Origin of the sequence: Synechococcus sp. R55.3, from assembly GCF_047461975.1 — a bacterium.
Classification (GTDB): domain Bacteria; phylum Cyanobacteriota; class Cyanobacteriia; order Thermostichales; family Thermostichaceae; genus Thermostichus.
Genome location: NZ_JANSIG010000014.1, coordinates 30,014 through 45,746, shown reverse-complemented (window position 1 = coordinate 45,746; position 15,733 = coordinate 30,014). Strand labels below are relative to the sequence as shown.

Below are 15,733 nucleotides of genomic sequence, written 5' to 3'. Positions count from 1 at the left end.
CAGAGATAGGCAGGATGCGATCGCTTCTTTCCTGAACCATGTTCAGGAGAGTTCAGCGTGAATGTATCAGGCTCAACAAAGTACCTCAAGTCATCTAGGGAAGACTGCTCGACGAGTAGTCCTGGGATCCAGACTGGAGAGAGCGGCGGGCCAGCTTGGCATAGGTCTTCACCGTCTCGTAGGGCATCTCCAAATCAGCGGCGATCTGTTGTAAGCTCTCTCCACCTTCGCGGCGGGCCAGGATCGTCGCCCACAGTTGAGCAGTTTTTTCGGCGCGGGATCCCCCTTGTCGTTGCCGCTGGCTGAGAAAGAGGGCGCTCAGCTCCTCGATCCGCTGGGCCACCTGCTCTTCCCGGGAAGGGACAGGGGAGGCGGGTAGCTCTTCGGCCAACCAACCCAGGCGGGTTTGCCCTAGCCCAAAGGGGGTTTTGTGGCCGGTGCCGCAGTAGGGGGCAAGGTGGATCAGGGCTTGGAGCTGCTGCTGCAACAGCTCAGGCGCACGGGAGGAGACAGCCAACTGCACACAGCCGATGAATCCCGTCACGGATCCCTGGCGACCTGCGGTGGTTTTCACCGATTCCAGACGGTGCCGCTGGATGATCACTTCCCCATCCACCCAATCCAGAAAAGGCTCCGCCTCGATGGGCAGACCGGAAAAATCGTTCCAACGGCGCAGATAGCTGTGGAACAGGTTGCGAGGGATCGGCAGCGGCAGATGGTGGCCCCGGTGGCGAAAGCTGGTGGGCGAGACGAAGGAAAGGCTCCAGGAGCGGGGGGAAAGAGGCTGCTCCAACAGTTGACGATAGGTGCGCGGGGGGATCGAGATCTGCCATCCCAGGATCTGCAGCGGGGATCCCCGCAATTCCAGCCAGGTGGGCAGCCGTTGGCACCACCCTCGCAGCCACTCCACCACCGGCGGGTTGAGGCCGGTGATCCACCAGCGGAAGGGGAGATGAGGCGGGATCAGCGGTCGCCCCCCCTGCTCGCGGAACGGCCCCATCAGCCGGGAGAGGGTAAAAGGTTTCTCCGATTCTCCATCGTGCAAATAGGCCGATAGCTGCGGGTCTGTCTCTTGCACCTGGCTCAAGAACCAGGCGTGCAGCCCTTTGGCATAGTGGGGATCCAGCAGGTAAGACCGAGGAGCCTGAACTTCCAAGGTGATCCCCACCAACTCGGATCCCGTCGGCCACTTGCCGTTCGCTTCTCTATCAGCAGATGGCTCTGAGAAACTCAGCATAGGCACAGCCCATTCCCAGTCCACAGCAACAATCAACACAAAACCCAACTTTCCATTGAGAAAATTTTAGAAGGGATCCCTTCTTATTGGGTTTACTCTCGAATTGCCCGTTGTACAGGCAGAAAAAATCTCACAATCTGAAGAAAGCCTTGAAATCGTCTGCAACCCATCGCACTCGATCTATACTGCTAGCAAGCTAGAGGACTGAAAACCATGAGGCGAGAGCGTTTATCGGATATGGCTGAAACAATCGGTAACCTCAATGGCATCTCTCGGCTTGATTCGATTGGTTACCCACCCAACCGGCAAACCCTTTTTTGAAGGGCTTTGGTCTTCCGCGAAGGATTAAAAATCGAGGCCAATTGCCCCCAGCCTTTAGGGATCTGTCCGTCGCAGCCGATGGAAGCCCTGTCCAAGACTTGTCTTCCTTTTTCGCATTTCGCAGGTGCTGCTCATGACCCCTACTTCTGCTCCCTCTCCCGTTCCTGTTGCCTTGGCCTGGTGCCTGGCGTGGGGAGAACAGCGGGATCCCCAGTTTGCCCTGGAGACCTTGCAGCAGATGCGGGCCGCCGTTCGCGCCGACAACGAGGCCGGGATCCCAGAAGAGCTACGGCCCATTTTGGCTCAGGTGCGCCAATTTCAGGAGAGCATGGCGGCGAAGACCTTTCCCAGAACCCCGGCGGAGCTGCAATCCCGCTACCCGGAGCTGTGGCAGCAGACAACCCGCATCGGCTTGGTTTACGGGGGGGCCACCAAGATCAAGAGCTATGTCTTCGAGTCGGCCAAGCTGTCGGAAATCCGCGGGGCCTCCGCTTTGTTGGATCGCATTAACCTGGTGGATCTGCCCGCCTTTTTCGGGGATCCCGAGCAAACCTACCTGGGATGGGAAGGTTTGGGGAAAGAGTCTCAAGCAGAGCTGAGGGCCTATGTGGCCGAGCAGATCCGGCCTTGGCTGCAGCAGCACTACCCGGCTTTGGCGCAAGCCCTGATCCCGGAGCTCATCATCTACTCCACCGGGGGCAATCTCCTGGCCTTTTGCCCGGCGGCCCATGTGGACGATCTCTGTGAGGCCATCGAGCGGCGCTACACCGAAGAAACCCTCACCGCTAACGCCTGCGCCGTGGGATCCGCCTTTCGGCTGCTGGAACTGCGCTACGGCCTGTTGCGGGATCCCATCGAACGCACCCCCTGGCTGGATTGGCTGGCGCAACACAAAACCCATCCCCTGGTGAGAGCCTATTTTGGGGATGGCAGCGAAGCCAGATTTCAAGACCGCAAAAGTTTCAACGAGTTGGTGGGTTACCTGGCCGCCCGCTTCAACCACCGCCGCAACGGCAATCCGGATCCCGGTCGCCCCAGCCGCGCCCATCCCGCCTTTTTTGAAACCCATCCCTACCTGCGCCGCGACAGCACCGACCGTCGCCCTGCCATCGCCAAAGCCGACCTGGTCGATCAGCCCTGGCTCTCGGAAGCCACCGCTCGCAAAGCCCTGGTGGGTCGCCAGGCCAAGCGCATTGAAACAGGCAAGCAAGGGTGGTTCCGCAAGTTCCCCACCTGGGATCCCGGCTTTGTGGAAAGCTGGGTAACGCGATTTGCCCGCTTTCTCAACTCTCCCGCCGGCGAGCCCTACCGGGAGCGCTATTTGCAGCCCCATCAGGGATCTGTCCAGGGGATCGGCGAGGCCCAATCTCTACGGGAAGTGGCCAACGCCAGCCTGGGCAGCCAGGGCTTTGTGGCTTACCTTTACGCCGATGGCAACGACATGGGGGGCTATGTGCAGCAGATCCAAACCCCAGAAGCCTACCGACAATTTAGCCGGGATGTTTCCGAGGCAACGGAAAAAGCCGTTTACCACGCCCTCGCCCAGCACCTGCAGGCCCATCGGCTGCACGGCCTATCCCCAGATCCGGAAACCGGCAGAGACCGCAACGGCGAGTGGATCCACCCCTTCGAGATCCTGACCATCGGCGGAGACGATGTGTTGGTGGTGGTGCCTGCCCACAAAGCCCTGGAAATTGCCGCCACCTTCTGTGAGCAGTTTGAGCAGCTCCTGCTGGACACCTCGGCAACCTATGCAGCTCAATCTTCCGGCAAGGTGCCTCACCGCTACCCGGCGGCAGATCGGAAGCTCTGTCGGCTCTCCGCCTCGGTGGGGGTGCTGATCGCCTCGGAAGACACCCCCATTTACTACGCCGAAAAGCTCACCGAACAACTGTTGAAATCCGCCAAGAGCTACGCGAAAAAGCTGAAGCCCAAAGACAAGGACTGCTCTGTGGCCACCATCGACTTTCTCTCGTTGAAGTCGGTCGCCCTGGTTGCCTCCAGCATCCAGGATTTTCGTCGGGAAGCTCTGGAGATCCGCCAGAACAGCCACACCCTCAAGCTCTACGCCGGCCCCTATACCGTCCCGGAAATCCACGGGTTGCTGAGAACGGTACAAGCCCTGCAGGAGGCCAATTTTCCTCGCTCCCAGCTTTATCAGATTCGCAGCTTCTTGGAAAAAGGCAAACGCACCGCCACCCTCAACTATCTCTATTTCCGCAGCCGCCTGGGCAAAAAGGGGCAGCCGCTGATGGAGGCTTTTGAGCGCACCTGGTGCAAGGCCAAAACCAACGACGGCCACCTTCCCCCCTGGATGTATGTTGAGCCACAGGTATCCTCGTCAACGCCAACCTATGAAACCATCTGGCGGGATCTGGTGGATTTGTACGCCTTTGTGCAAAAACAGCCCCAGGCCGAGGGTCGGCCCGTTCTGGCGGAGGTGGAGTGATGGTGAGACTGGCAGAGCTGCCCCAAGCGGGGCGAACGATCACCTCTATCCCTTTGAGGGCCACCCTCGCCTCTGCCCTGGCGGTGGGAGCCGGCGGCTCCAGCGGCTCCCTGGCGGATAAGCCCCTGCTCAAAGATGCCTTTGGCAGGCTGATCATTCCCGGCTCCCAACTGAAGGGGCGGCTGCGCCACGAGTGCGAGAAACTGGCCCGTGGCCTGGGCTGGGCCATTTGCCGCTCTCCCGACCCAGAGCGCATGTGTCCGCAGCGGGAGGGCAGCGCAGGAAATTTCCACCGCCCCGAATACCAGGTGGAGGGCTACGCCGGATCCCATTGTCTGGTCTGCCAGATATTCGGCAATCCGGCCCTGCCTGCCCGCCTGTGGGTGGAGGATCTCGTCTGCGAGGTGCCGCCAGCAGCTCTGGAACCAACCCTTCGCCCTGGGGTCACCCTCAACCGCCGCCGCCGCACCGCCGAGGATCAGCGGCTCTACCTCATTGAGACCTCTCCCGCGGCTGAGCTGACTTTTTCCGGATCCCTGCAGCTTTTGCCCGATTGCCCTTCCTGGGGCAAAACTCTCCTGTTGGCGGCCCTGCACCACCTGATCGCGCTGGGGGGCAGCAAATCCGCAGGTTTGGGCTGGCTGCACTGGGATCCTGGATCCCTGCAGGCTCTCCAGCCCACCGCAGCCGATTGGGCTTTCTTAGCCCAGGGAGGGAGCTGATGGAAGCCATTCAACTCACCCTAACGGCTCAGTCTCCCTTGGCCATCGGTCGGCAAAAGCCGGGCGGCTCCATCAGCGAGGCCCAGGATTACATTCCCGGCAGCGTGATTCGCGGTGCTCTGGCCGACCTCATGCTCAGCCAAACCCAACATCGCCCTGCCGAGGCGCTGGAAGGAGATTTGGCCGCCCTGTTTACGGCAGCTCGGCCTGCTGTGTTTACCCACGCCTATCCGGGATCCGGCAGCAAGGTCTTGCCGGCCACGGCCTTCAGCTCGAAAAACAATCCCGGCTTCCGCTCAGAGGCGGGCAAAACGGGGGTGTTCGACACGCTCCTGGATCGCTTCTGCTCACAGCGGCTGGGGATCCCGTTCGATCCCACAGAGCCGGACGGTTCCGGGGGAAGAGTGGAGCCCTTCGGGGGGTTCTACAGCCAGCAGGAGTCTGACCTGGGGCCCCGCTACGAACGAGCTGCTGTGTCCAAACGCCTGCTCACGCGGGTGGGGATCAACCGTCGCCGCGCCACTGCTGCCGACCAAATCCTCTACAGCCTAGAGGTGATGAACGAGGGCAAAGCCCGCCCCAATGGGCATCTGGAGCGCTCCCTTTTCAGCGGCTACATCTACCTGCGGGATCCCGAGCTGGCCGAGACCCTCACCCGCTACCTCAACGCCCACGCCCACCTGCTGCGCTTGGGAGGAGGGGTGTCGCGGGGATTGGGCCGGGTCAACGTCACGGCTCGGCGTCTGGCTGCTCCCCGGCCTTCCCTGGCCCAGCGGGTGGAAGCCTTCAACCAAAAGCTGCGGCAGCGCTGGCAACAATGGCAGGTGTTCGGGGATCCCTGGCAGCCCCTTCCGCCGGAGCGGCAGTATTTCTCCATTGGGCTGCAGTCAGGGGCCATTCTCAAAGAGCGCTGGCAACGCACCACCGTGCTCACCCCCCAGATGCTCCAGGAAGAGGCCAACTGCGAAGATGGATCCCTGGCTTTGGAGCTGGCCTTCAGCAGCTACGCCTATGTCTCCGGCTGGAACGCTGCCTGGGGTCTGTTCAAAGATGTAGAATTGGTAACCACGCAGGGCAGCGTCTTTCTGCTGAGCACCACGCAACTGGAGCGTTGGATCCCGATTTTGGCGGAGATGGAATACTGGGGGATTGGCGAACGCACTGCTGAAGGATTCGGCCAAATCGAAGTTTGCAGTCCGTTCCATCATCATTTCTGGGAGAACCCGCTATGACCTTCGCCACCAGCGAGATCACATCGGAACAAGAGCTCAAGATCCAACGGCAAATCCGGCTGGCCGAAGATGATCTGGTCGCCAGAATTCAAGCCGCCTTGGATAACTTCAGAGGTCTCAACAGATTGGAAGAGGCCCAATATCGCAACCTATTGCACGTGGCAGCTTCCACCGAAAGCTCAGAGGTGATCAAGAACTTTTTGCGCTACCAGGTGGGGCGCGATGACAAGTGGGGGCGGGGCAAAGACTCTTTGGCAGAAGCCATCATCAAAGACATCGACAACTGGATTCATCAAAGGGCTATAGCCATCGCCAGGGAAGCCGGAATTGAAAGAGCATCCCCCAAAGTCAACGAGATCAAAATTGACTTGATTCGGCGCTACCTGGGCTATGGGGCCCGCTACCTCAAGTACAAGCGAGAGGGAGGAGGATCCTAGACCGTGACCTACAGCAGTTTTACCCTTGAGAGAGCCATTTCGACCTTTCAGCTCAGGTCAAGAATCATCCATGGCCTGTTTGCAGAGGTTCCACCGACTGAGTGCTCCGATTACTTGAAAATAACCCTAGATCGCTATCTCGGCTTGGCCACCTCGGTCAACAGCGAAAAAGCCCGCTCCGAGTTTATCATCGCCCCTGTGCTGGGAGAGGTGAAGTACCTATGTCGGGATCAAATCTCGCTGTTTTCCGGCAAGGAATTCAACGTGGATCCCGAGAGGGGGTTGGTGGGCCTATGCGACTACATCATTTGCCTATCCCCTCTCCAACTCTACATTCAAGATCCGGTGGTGATTATCGTTGAGGCCAAAAAAGAAGACTTGATCGGGGGTCTGGGCCAGTGCGTTGCCGGTATGGTGGGGGCACAGGTCTTTAACAAGAACTCCAATTCTCAAGTAGACAGTGTCTATGGAGCAGTAACCTCAGGAACCAACTGGCGATTTGCAAAACTCGAGGGTGACCAACTCTTTATCGATGACAGGGAGTACTTTATCTCAGAAATTGCTCAGATCCTAGGGATCCTCTTGAGTTTTATCAAGGGCTCCGTCTCGCTTCGGGAATGGCAAACCTCTGCAGTACAAGCCTTAACTTGAGCAGCCATTTGAGGGAACAATGTTCGACGTTTTCAAAAACCGCTTGGAAATCACCGGCACCCTCACCACCGTGACCGCTCTGCACATCGGGGTGGGCCGCTCCACCGAACCCATCGGCTCGGATTTGCCGTTTCTCAAGGATGCGCTGGGCCGTCCGCTCATTCCCGGCTCCAGTTTGAAGGGGGCGATGCGCTCTCGCCTGGAAAGTTTCTTGCGGGGCATCAACCCAGAGCTGGCCAGGGATCCCGGCGAATTGACCAGCAGCGAGCAATTTCAGATCATCAACCAAATTAAAAATGACTACAAAGGGGACGATGCGGCTCTGACTCAAAAGCTCATTGAGGCCACCGACTGGGTCTCGCAGGTGTTTGGATCCCCTTGGTTGGCCGGCAAGGTGCAGATCCGAGATTTGCCCGTGGTGCCGGAAGCCTGGTTTGGCCAGTACCAAGAGCGGGATGGCGTGGCCATCGATCGGGATACGGAAACGGCGGCAGATGGCAAGCTGTACGACTTGCAAGTGGTGCCTGCCAGAACCCCCTTCCGGTTTCATGCCGTCGTCGAAAATGCCGAGGAATGGGAACTGGGCCTCTTGGCCATTGGCTTGCACCAATTGGAAACGGAACAGATCCCCCTGGGAGGGGGGCGCTCCCGTGGCTTGGGGGTTGTCCGCCTGCAGATCTCGGCAATCTATTGGTTCGACTCGGAAGGGGATCCAAGACGGCTGCTGGCCTACCTTCAAGAGCTGGTGGCCGGATCCCGACAGCCGCTCAGCCCGGAGCAGGCTGCCGCTTTGCGCCAAGACTGGGTGGAAGCCCTGGTTGCCAAATTAACAACGGCCTCTCAACGGCAATCGGTCGGCCCCCGCCGCTAGCCCTATTTCATGTCAGGAGGGATCCCGATGGTCTTCATGGACTCTGCAACGGTTGGCGATACGGTCAGCGTTTTCCACCCCTATCGGTTGACAAACTGGACAGACTGCTTGCCGCCCCAAGCCCCTCAACCAAAAGCTCCTGTTCTGGTGTGAAGGATCCCAGGCTATGCACAAACGCTACGTTAACCATTGCACCCTCTGCCTCACCCTCAAGCCCGATGGCCCTGTTCTCATCAAGGCGGGCAAAGAAGGGGCTGACCCGACGAAGCCGGATATGGAGTTCGTCGAAACCTATCACGGCGGCGGGCGAACGGTCTATTTTCCCGGCAGCTCCCTCAAAGGGGCAATTCGCGCCCATGCGGAGCGCATCGTCCGAACGGTGGGCAGCGACAGACGTCCTGAGGGGGGAGGCTTCAAACTCTGGGCCAGCGATCCCCTCGACCAAAAGGCCAATCAATGGCTGGAAAAAATTGAAGAGCCCCACCAGGTTTACGCCCTTTCTTCCTTTACGGATCAGATGTTCGGCAACACAGCCATCGCCAGCCGGGTCCGCATCGAAGATGCCTATCCCAAGCCGGGAACCCCTCTGCGCCTGGAGGAACGTAATGGGGTGGCCATCGACCGCGTCTTCGGCTCAGTGGCGGTGGGGCCGTTCAGCTATCAAGTGTGCGTAGAGGGATCCTTTCAAACCAAGATCCACCTGAAAAACTTTACCCTGGCCCAACTGGGTCTGCTGGGACTGGCGTTGCGGGATCTGGATGAAGGCTGGTTTGGCATCGGCTTTGCCAAGTCCCGCGGCATGGGCACCGTTCGGGTTGAGTACGAGTGGGCGGTGGTGGACTATCCGGGCTGCCTGGTGGATGAGGCAAACAAGCAGATTCGACTGCTGGGATCCCCCCTGACCTGGCCACAGGGATCCCTGTTGGGGGCGGGCGAATTTTTAACCCCCGAAGAGGCAGGCAAATACGGCTTCCCCAAACCCGATTGCCAAGCGGTGCCGGTGGGAGCGGAGCCAATGCCTTTGGGATTTGGGGCGCGGCTGACCTGGGATCAGACGTCTGAGGCCAAGGTGGAACATCTGCTCGCCACCGCCGTAAACAGTTGGGCCAAACTCCTGCAAGCGGAGGCCAAAGCCGTATGAAACCAGCCTACGTCGCCTCCCTCAAGATTCAAGATGGGGCAGAGTCCTCGCTTTCCCAAGTGCTCTCGGCTTGTTTTTCCACTTCTGAAAAAATCTACTCCTTTCTGTGCTGGCCCCATCGAGTCAGCGGCATTCAGGTGGGGATCCCGGCGGATCCCGTCTGTCCAGAGGGGCAAGTTTTCTCCCAACAAGGGGAACTGCGCTGGAAAAGCACCCCCCACGGCTGGGATCTGCTGTATCTGGGGATCCAAGCTCCCCCGGACTCCTTTATCCCTCTGCCGGGAGAGTGGCGGTGGGAGGATCACGCAGCCGACCTGTACGGATCCCAAAATCGAGAAACCCGCTTTCCCAAGCCCCTCAGCCATCCCCAAGATCTCAAGGTGGGCCAGCGCTACTTCCGAGATGAGCGAACTGCCCGCGTTCACTTTATTGCCCTGATTCCGAGGTGACCATGACCCCCCAAGGCCCTCGCCCATTGCCCAACCAGGCCGCATCTGCAAGATCGTCTGCCGGCAACAGCAGTCGAGTTGGAGGCAAACCAACCGTGTTTCCCAAACCCTACGAGCTGATCCCGTTTCCCACCCAGCGCCCCACGCTGGAGCGGCCCGCCGGCCACGCCCAGTTCCATCCCGATAGGTTGCACGGCACCCTCTTCCTCACCCTAACGGTGCAGACTGCCGTCCACATCTCCACCGGCCACTTGGCCTTGGGCAGCGATGTCGGGGTGAAAGGGATCCCGGTGCTCAAAACCATGACCACCACTCCCAACGGAAGGCTCAAAATCCAGGGCAGCTCCCTCAAGGGGGCCATCCGGGCCATGTATGAGGCGATCACCAACAGCACCCTTGCGGTGATGACGAGCCAGTACCGAAATCGGATCCCCCCGGAGCGGCACCCCTGCCGCAACAAGCAGCAGCTTTGTCCGGCCAGCCGCGTTTTCGGTGCCCTGAACTGGCAGGGATTGGTGGAGTTCAGGGATGCCATTGCCACCAGTGCCGGATCCGGCGGCGGATCCCTGCCCCCCCTGTACCGTCCACGCCCGGATCAGTGCAAAGCTTATTTTCAGAAGGAAAACGGCAGAGTCATCGGGCGCAAGTTCTACTACACCCACAGAAACGCGTTGCAGGACAGTTCAAGGGGAACGCCCACCCAGCAAGCGATACAAAACACAGTTTTCAAAACCCAAATCCACTTCAAAAACCTCACCCCTGCCGAGCTGGGCACCTTGCTCACGGTTTTGGGGCAGGATCCCAACCATCCCATGCTGCTGAAGGTGGGGGGCGGTAAGCCCGTGGGCCTGGGATCCCTGCAGGTCACCCTCGACAAGATCGAGCGGCCCGGCAACCTAAAAGATCGCTACAGCCGCTATGATCCTGCAGAAGCCGATACTCTGGAAGGAGAACGCCTCCAAGCCTTTGTGCAAGAGCAAATTCAAGCTGCCCAAGGCTACATCTTGCCCGAACAACTCAGACAACTGGCCGCCATCCTAAGTCCCACTGCTCTGCGCGAGCCGCCCCCCGGCGTGTATTGAGGGTTCCCCTATGCTGTCAGACTCTGTCGATCTCAGCCCCCAATCTTGGGATCTCGCCCACGGCATCGCCATGACCTTGGCCAAAGAAAGGGTGGATGTCAACGAGTTGAGCAAGTGCATCGCCTATCTGCGCTCGGTCGCCCACCACCCCGACGCGGGATCCCGCTTTTTCCGATTCACCGGCGAGCTGGTGCGGGAAACTGGCCTATGCCGTACCCAACAAACCAGAAGATACTATCAGCTTATTGACGAAACCTGCAAAAGGTACTTGCAACCTCTGCAAGACAGGCCGGCAGAGATGCTGCAGATCCTGGGCTGGGCAGCCCGGCTGGCCCGCTACTACAAAGATGGGGGAATGCCCATTGGCGAGATTCCGCCGCCTCAGGGATCCCGACCCAACGACAACTCCGGTCGCAAGGACTCCGTTCCCCAAGGGGCGGGAAACAAATCCCAGGACGACAGACAACAACAAAACCATCAACACCAACAAGACCAGGCCCAGCATCAGGCCCGCAAAGCCCGCTTCCAGACCGGGCAAAAGCTGAAGGCCACCATCACCAACATCAAGGGCAACGAAGTCACCTTCCAGATTCTGGACACAGACACCAAGCTCACCCGGAAGGAGCCCAGACGGGCGGGATCCCTCTCGGTGGGGCAAGAGGTGCAGGTGGAAGTTCTGGATCTAAAGGAAGATGGCAGAATCCGCAAGGCCAAGCTGCTCTGAGCACAAAGCGGAACAGAGCCCTCGAAAAGTTTGAGTTAACCAGCCATCCATGCAGACCATCATCATGACGGTGGGCACTTCCTTGCTCACCAATCCCGACAAGAACCTAGAGCCGCAGCGCCCCTGGCTGGGACAAAAAACCATTGGGGATCCCCAGCGTGCTCTGGCCTGGATGAAAGAAGCAGACCTGGAATTGATCAGCGCCGATCGCGCCAGCGGGACGGAGTCCTTAACCAACACCTACTTGCGGCTGGATCCCACCTCGAATGATGCCTTGATTTTGCTGCACTCAGAAACCCCCGACGGATTGGAGTGTGCCCAGATTTTGAAGCTCTTTTTTGAGCAAGAGCTGGGTCAGCAGCAGGTCTCTTTGGTTCCCCTTCCCGGCATCAACTACGAGCTAGAGGGATCCTCACTGGAGCGGATGGCCGAGCTGTTGAAACAGTTGGCAGAGAGCGCCAGGGGGATCGTCACCTTTGCCGCCGCCGGCGGGTTTAAAAAGCCCAAGCCATGATCATGGCCGTGGTGGGCAGCCAATTGGGGGTCCCAGTTTGCTACATCCATGAGCAATACAAATCCCTGGTCTACTTGCCCTACCTACAGCCGCAAGTTCAGCCCCGGATCCCCAGATCTCCCCGATTCAGGCCGAGATCGCTCCCAGATCATCCAAATCCGAAGCGATGCCAGCCATCACCGACCCCGCAGTTGGGCCAAAGTGGAAAGACTCCTGCGAGACATTCCCTGGGTGGATCGGGTTCACTACGATCCACACGCCTACGCTGCCCCCAAAAACAGCGTCAAAGCCTCAAACCGCAAAACCGAAGATGGCCGCCACATTTTGTGGCTCCATCTCCACGAGAGCCAAGACACCCACCTCGCTGTCAGGGTAGAGACCACCGGCTATACCCCCGAACACCTGGAACTGGCTGCCAGCGAATTGCGACAACGCCTGGGCCGTCTGCTTTGAGTGTTTCCATGAATCCCGCTTCCCCAAAGGGAAGTGACTTATCAGGTATAGGGTTTTTGCTACGCAAACCTACATAAAATAAGGTATCGCATTCGGAACAACGGTTGATCCGGGTGGCGTGGAAGTTGCTTGCGGCTCAGGATCGGTTCCATTAACAGGAAATTACCGAGTACAGCGTATTCGCTTCGACCATCATCCGTTTCAACTACCCCTGCCAAAAGTGCCAGATCAGATCTAGATCATCACGCCTGCAGTTATTAAGCTTGTCTGAGACACATATTACGAACAACGCGAAAAAAGGAAGTAATATGGTAGAACATGAAAGCCTGAATACACCAACCAAACTTCTCCTAGTTGGAGTGGAGATCCTTTTTGTCTGTGCCCTGTTTCTCATGCGTCTTGGAGTCGCCGGTTGGCTTCTAATGATGTTTGGAGCGCTGCTTATTTTGCTGCTTACTTTATGGGCATTTGTGCATATAGCTTTGATGATCACATTCATTAGCGTTTTTGAATCAAGAAAGAGCGATATTGCGCTCTACCTCGCGACTCATTTTTTCTATCTTTGGGCCTGGTTATTTCAATTCGATGGCGATGATACCAGTGTAAAGTGGACTATTCGTCTCCTCCCATGCACGAACTTTCTGGAGCCTCTCCTCCGGAAATGGGGCGGAGTTCTATTTTTAACCACGAGTATCGCTACATTTGTTTGCTATTTGATAATCTTCATTTTAATAGTTATTCGCTTGGCTCGATTAATTTTCCATTGAGTTTTCATTAATTCCACTGCCCCGAAAGGAAGCAACCGTCAATGTAGGGCCTCGTAGGGATCCTTTCGCCTTCGCCTAAGGAGGTAGGGATCCGCCGGGGGCTCTGGGTCTGACCTAAACCACTGGTAGCAGATGAGCTGCACATCCTCTTGGGTGAAAAATGTCGGGCTCCGGTGGCGGGAAGAGGACCCCTTATACAATCCCTCATCGATGAACAACTCATCCAACGAGTGAATTAGATTGGCAACATCCCGATTCTTCTGATAGTTTTTCCAGAATTCCTTACAGTCTCTCTCGTAAGTGCGAATGCTTTTAGTATGTATAACCAAATCAAGAACCCGTTGTCGGGCCTCTTCAGTCACCGCATCAAGTTCAATAGCATCCTCTACCTCAGTGAGGACGAGATAGATTCGTCTCAACCATTGAGGCAAACTAGGTTGCAATAAAGAGCTACCCTGGCTTCGATTCAGCAGATTCAACAGATTTTGGATCGCAGGTTGTAACACCTCGAAGATCTCACCATCAAAAGGCGCAGGCGGTAGATCATCGGGCTTTGGAAAATCTTCTGGTCGGCAATAGAGAAGCTGAAAGATTGATCCCCAATCACTCTGGAGATGGTCGATACTTACAGAGATTCGACCTTCTATTCGAGGGTAGAAATGCCAGAAGTGCCGATCTTTGACTTGAAAAGCTAAAAATAGTCCATCCTGCGGAGCTTGGTAGCGTGTGCTGTGGATCCCAAGTGGGATCTCCTCGACAGCTTGCAACCCCGATTGCTGGATAAACTCCAACAACGGAAACCGCATTTCATCCATAGAGACTAAGTCAACTTTCTTCTCCAGAGCCTGCAGTATCTCACTCTGAGCACTGGGAGTTTGAGCTTCCTTCAGGAGTCGGATCTCCTCTAATGAACGCTCCGAGATCACCTCTCCCAGCACACTGGCATCCAGACCCACCTGCTGATCGATCAGGGCAATCCGCTGTTGCAACTTGCGCACCAATCCCAACAGCAGTTCCAGTCCTTGCTCGGGAAAGCCATTAACGATCGTCAACTCCTCGAATGGGGATCCCAGTCGATCGATGCGGCCTGCCCGTTGGATCATTCGCACCGGATTCCAATGCAGATCGTAATTCACAAGGACTGCTGCTTCTTGAAGATTTTGTCCTTCAGACAACACATCGGTGCAGATAAGCAGATCGATTTGCTCTTCAGGCGAACACCCGACTTCCTGATAATCCTCTCCACAACCCGAAGGATTACTAAATGGCCGATTGACCCGTGGCGCGAATCTTCTCACCAGCATTTCCCGTTCCCGGCTTGGGGTTTTTCCGGTTAATAACCCCACCCGCAAACCTGAGGAGAAATTGCGATATCTGCTCCGCTTCTCAGCCATTGCCTCAAGCCATTGTTTATCTTCCAGCAACTGCTGGTATAAGTATTCGGCTGTGTCTTTAAAGTAGGTGAAGACAAGCACCTTGTCCTGTTCCAAGCTGAGCATCATTCGTTTAAAAGCCATCAGCTTAAGATCAGAGTCTTCTCCTGCCTGCACCCTTGCCTGGATACGGGTGAGATCTTGAATAATCTGAGCCAGTGTTTTTTGATCGGCCTGGATTGCCTGGGTCAGCTTGTCCAAATCATAGTCTTCAGGGTTGACCTCAGGCAGAGATACCAGCACCTGCTCCACTGAATCCTCTTGCTCCTCAGCTTCCAGAGCCATCAGGCGTCGATAGCTGGATCCATCTAACAAGTGACCCTGCTGCAGCAAGTCCAAAAATCGTCCCTGGAAGTCAGATTGCCAGCAGATGCTGACCTCAAAAGCCTTGATTGAACTCTCTAGCCGCTTGAGATAGAGGGTTTTCATCAAGCTGCCGATCACTTCATTGCGTAACTGACGGTCGGTTAGCTTATCATTCTTCTGGCGCACATAGTTTTCCAGGTTATAGGGAGCCAGGTTCAGATTCTCAATGTAGGCAACCCAACGGCTATAGAGACCTTGGAAGCTACTCTCGAAGTTATAGGTAAATTGCTTCAAAATCCTGCGCGGAAAGCGGATCTCTTGGCCACCGATGATAATCTTCTCTCCTGCCTGTTGACGTTTCAGCACATCCAGGCGGGATCGACGCACCATGGTCTGAAACAACAACTCGGTGATCTGCCCCTCACCTTTGTCCAGCTTCTTAAACAGCGCGGATAGATTAGGGATCCCCCAGCTACTGTAGTAGTGATCATCGTTGCGGGTGAGCAGCAGCACCTGATGATAGAGGTCAAAAATTGTGTTGTTGATGGGAGTAGCCGTGAGCAGCACCACCCATTTGTTGCGGCGTCCCCCACAGATCAGGCGTTGCAAGTTGGCATATCGAGCGGTTAAGTTATTCCGGAAATTGTGGGATTCGTCCACAAGGACAATGTCGCAGTGGCTGTAGCGTCGGCTGTTGAAGTCAGATCGCCCTAGCTCCTCTTGAGACAACAAATCGGCCACCAAACCGAACTCTCTCAGCTTCGGCTCCCAGACGAGATTGCGAACTTGAGCCGGGCTGATCACCAAGGCCCGAGGCAGGTACCCCGGTTTTCGTCGCTCCGCTAGAAGATGGTCGATCAGCCGCAGTCCGATATAGGTTTTGCCCAAGCCTACCGCATCTGCAACGATGACCCCCCCATGGCGCTCCAGCAATTCTAGGGCTC

14 protein-coding genes and 1 pseudogene are annotated in these 15,733 nt (G+C 57.1%); 13 read left to right on the top strand and 2 right to left on the bottom strand.

Features of this window, described 5'->3' with window-relative positions; translation table 11 throughout:
• Nucleotides 1–94: 94 nt before the first annotated feature.
• Complete coding sequence (gene cas6 / locus NW849_RS03945) at nucleotides 95–1,276, bottom strand: CRISPR-associated endoribonuclease Cas6 (protein ID WP_011432245.1); 1,182 nt, start codon at nucleotides 1,274–1,276, stop codon at nucleotides 95–97.
• A 415-nt stretch (nucleotides 1,277–1,691) separates the two neighbouring features.
• Here cas6 and cas10 point away from each other — a divergent pair, with 415 nt between their 5' ends.
• The 13 genes and pseudogenes from cas10 (at nucleotide 1,692) to NW849_RS03880 (ending at nucleotide 12,283) form a co-directional block, all read left to right on the top strand.
• Nucleotides 1,692–4,007, top strand: coding sequence for a type III-B CRISPR-associated protein Cas10/Cmr2 (cas10, locus tag NW849_RS03940; protein ID WP_414356030.1), 2,316 nt, complete (start codon nucleotides 1,692–1,694; stop codon nucleotides 4,005–4,007).
• Nucleotides 4,007–4,729: an RAMP superfamily CRISPR-associated protein gene (locus NW849_RS03935; protein WP_011432243.1), complete on the top strand. Its 723-nt coding sequence runs from the start codon at nucleotides 4,007–4,009 to the stop codon at nucleotides 4,727–4,729. Before cas10 ends, NW849_RS03935 begins: the two co-directional genes overlap by 1 nt.
• Entirely contained in the window at nucleotides 4,729–5,961 is a 1,233-nt protein-coding gene (csx10, locus tag NW849_RS03930) for a CRISPR-associated RAMP protein Csx10 (protein ID WP_414344022.1), read from the top strand. The genes NW849_RS03935 and csx10 overlap by 1 nt, the downstream gene beginning before the upstream one ends.
• On the top strand, nucleotides 5,958–6,398 hold the full coding sequence (locus NW849_RS03925; RefSeq protein WP_414344023.1) for a hypothetical protein: 441 nt from the start codon (nucleotides 5,958–5,960) through the stop codon (nucleotides 6,396–6,398). The genes csx10 and NW849_RS03925 overlap by 4 nt, the downstream gene beginning before the upstream one ends.
• Nucleotides 6,399–6,401: 3 nt before the next feature.
• Nucleotides 6,402–7,049: a hypothetical protein gene (locus NW849_RS03920; protein WP_414329367.1), complete on the top strand. Its 648-nt coding sequence runs from the start codon at nucleotides 6,402–6,404 to the stop codon at nucleotides 7,047–7,049.
• A gap of 19 nt (nucleotides 7,050–7,068) precedes the next feature.
• Nucleotides 7,069–7,920: a CRISPR-associated RAMP protein Csx7 gene (csx7, locus tag NW849_RS03915; RefSeq protein ID WP_414356028.1), complete on the top strand. Its 852-nt coding sequence runs from the start codon at nucleotides 7,069–7,071 to the stop codon at nucleotides 7,918–7,920.
• Between the two features lie 166 nt (nucleotides 7,921–8,086).
• Nucleotides 8,087–9,061: an RAMP superfamily CRISPR-associated protein gene (locus NW849_RS03910; protein ID WP_414356026.1), complete on the top strand. Its 975-nt coding sequence runs from the start codon at nucleotides 8,087–8,089 to the stop codon at nucleotides 9,059–9,061.
• Nucleotides 9,058–9,510, top strand: a complete 453-nt coding sequence (locus tag NW849_RS03905) for a hypothetical protein (RefSeq protein ID WP_414356025.1) — start codon at nucleotides 9,058–9,060, stop codon at nucleotides 9,508–9,510. The genes NW849_RS03910 and NW849_RS03905 overlap by 4 nt, the downstream gene beginning before the upstream one ends.
• A 95-nt stretch (nucleotides 9,511–9,605) precedes the next feature.
• Nucleotides 9,606–10,592: an RAMP superfamily CRISPR-associated protein gene (locus NW849_RS03900; RefSeq protein WP_414356023.1), complete on the top strand. Its 987-nt coding sequence runs from the start codon at nucleotides 9,606–9,608 to the stop codon at nucleotides 10,590–10,592.
• A 10-nt stretch (nucleotides 10,593–10,602) separates the two neighbouring features.
• Nucleotides 10,603–11,316 (top strand): hypothetical protein, encoded by a 714-nt coding sequence (locus NW849_RS03895; RefSeq protein WP_414356021.1) that lies wholly within the window; start codon nucleotides 10,603–10,605, stop codon nucleotides 11,314–11,316.
• Between the two features lie 49 nt (nucleotides 11,317–11,365).
• A complete protein-coding gene (locus NW849_RS03890) occupies nucleotides 11,366–11,830 on the top strand; it encodes a putative CRISPR-associated protein (RefSeq protein WP_414356019.1) in 465 nt (154 codons plus the stop codon).
• A pseudogene (locus NW849_RS03885) lies at nucleotides 11,827–11,871 on the top strand (hypothetical protein); the annotation flags it as partial. The gene NW849_RS03890 and the pseudogene NW849_RS03885, both read left to right, overlap by 4 nt.
• 7 nt (nucleotides 11,872–11,878) lie before the next feature.
• The gene (locus NW849_RS03880) at nucleotides 11,879–12,283 is read left to right on the top strand and encodes a hypothetical protein (protein WP_414356034.1); all 405 of its coding nucleotides are present in this window, start codon (nucleotides 11,879–11,881) and stop codon (nucleotides 12,281–12,283) included.
• A gap of 805 nt (nucleotides 12,284–13,088) precedes the next feature.
• On the opposite strand, the gene NW849_RS03875 is transcribed toward NW849_RS03880, so the two are convergent.
• Nucleotides 13,089–15,398 (bottom strand): C-terminal helicase domain-containing protein, encoded by a 2,310-nt coding sequence (locus NW849_RS03875; RefSeq protein ID WP_414356032.1) that lies wholly within the window; start codon nucleotides 15,396–15,398, stop codon nucleotides 13,089–13,091.
• Nucleotides 15,399–15,733 lie beyond the last annotated feature (335 nt).

Coding starts and splice junctions, on each gene's coding strand:
- cas10 (WP_414356030.1), top strand. CDS start 1,692: ATGACCCCTACTTCTGCTCCCTCTCCCGTTCCTGTTGCCTTGGCCTGG.
- NW849_RS03935 (WP_011432243.1), top strand. CDS start 4,007: ATGGTGAGACTGGCAGAGCTGCCCCAAGCGGGGCGAACGATCACCTCT.
- csx10 (WP_414344022.1), top strand. CDS start 4,729: ATGGAAGCCATTCAACTCACCCTAACGGCTCAGTCTCCCTTGGCCATC.
- NW849_RS03925 (WP_414344023.1), top strand. CDS start 5,958: ATGACCTTCGCCACCAGCGAGATCACATCGGAACAAGAGCTCAAGATC.
- csx7 (WP_414356028.1), top strand. CDS start 7,069: ATGTTCGACGTTTTCAAAAACCGCTTGGAAATCACCGGCACCCTCACC.
- NW849_RS03910 (WP_414356026.1), top strand. CDS start 8,087: ATGCACAAACGCTACGTTAACCATTGCACCCTCTGCCTCACCCTCAAG.
- NW849_RS03905 (WP_414356025.1), top strand. CDS start 9,058: ATGAAACCAGCCTACGTCGCCTCCCTCAAGATTCAAGATGGGGCAGAG.
- NW849_RS03895 (WP_414356021.1), top strand. CDS start 10,603: ATGCTGTCAGACTCTGTCGATCTCAGCCCCCAATCTTGGGATCTCGCC.
- NW849_RS03890 (WP_414356019.1), top strand. CDS start 11,366: ATGCAGACCATCATCATGACGGTGGGCACTTCCTTGCTCACCAATCCC.
- NW849_RS03880 (WP_414356034.1), top strand. CDS start 11,879: ATGAGCAATACAAATCCCTGGTCTACTTGCCCTACCTACAGCCGCAAG.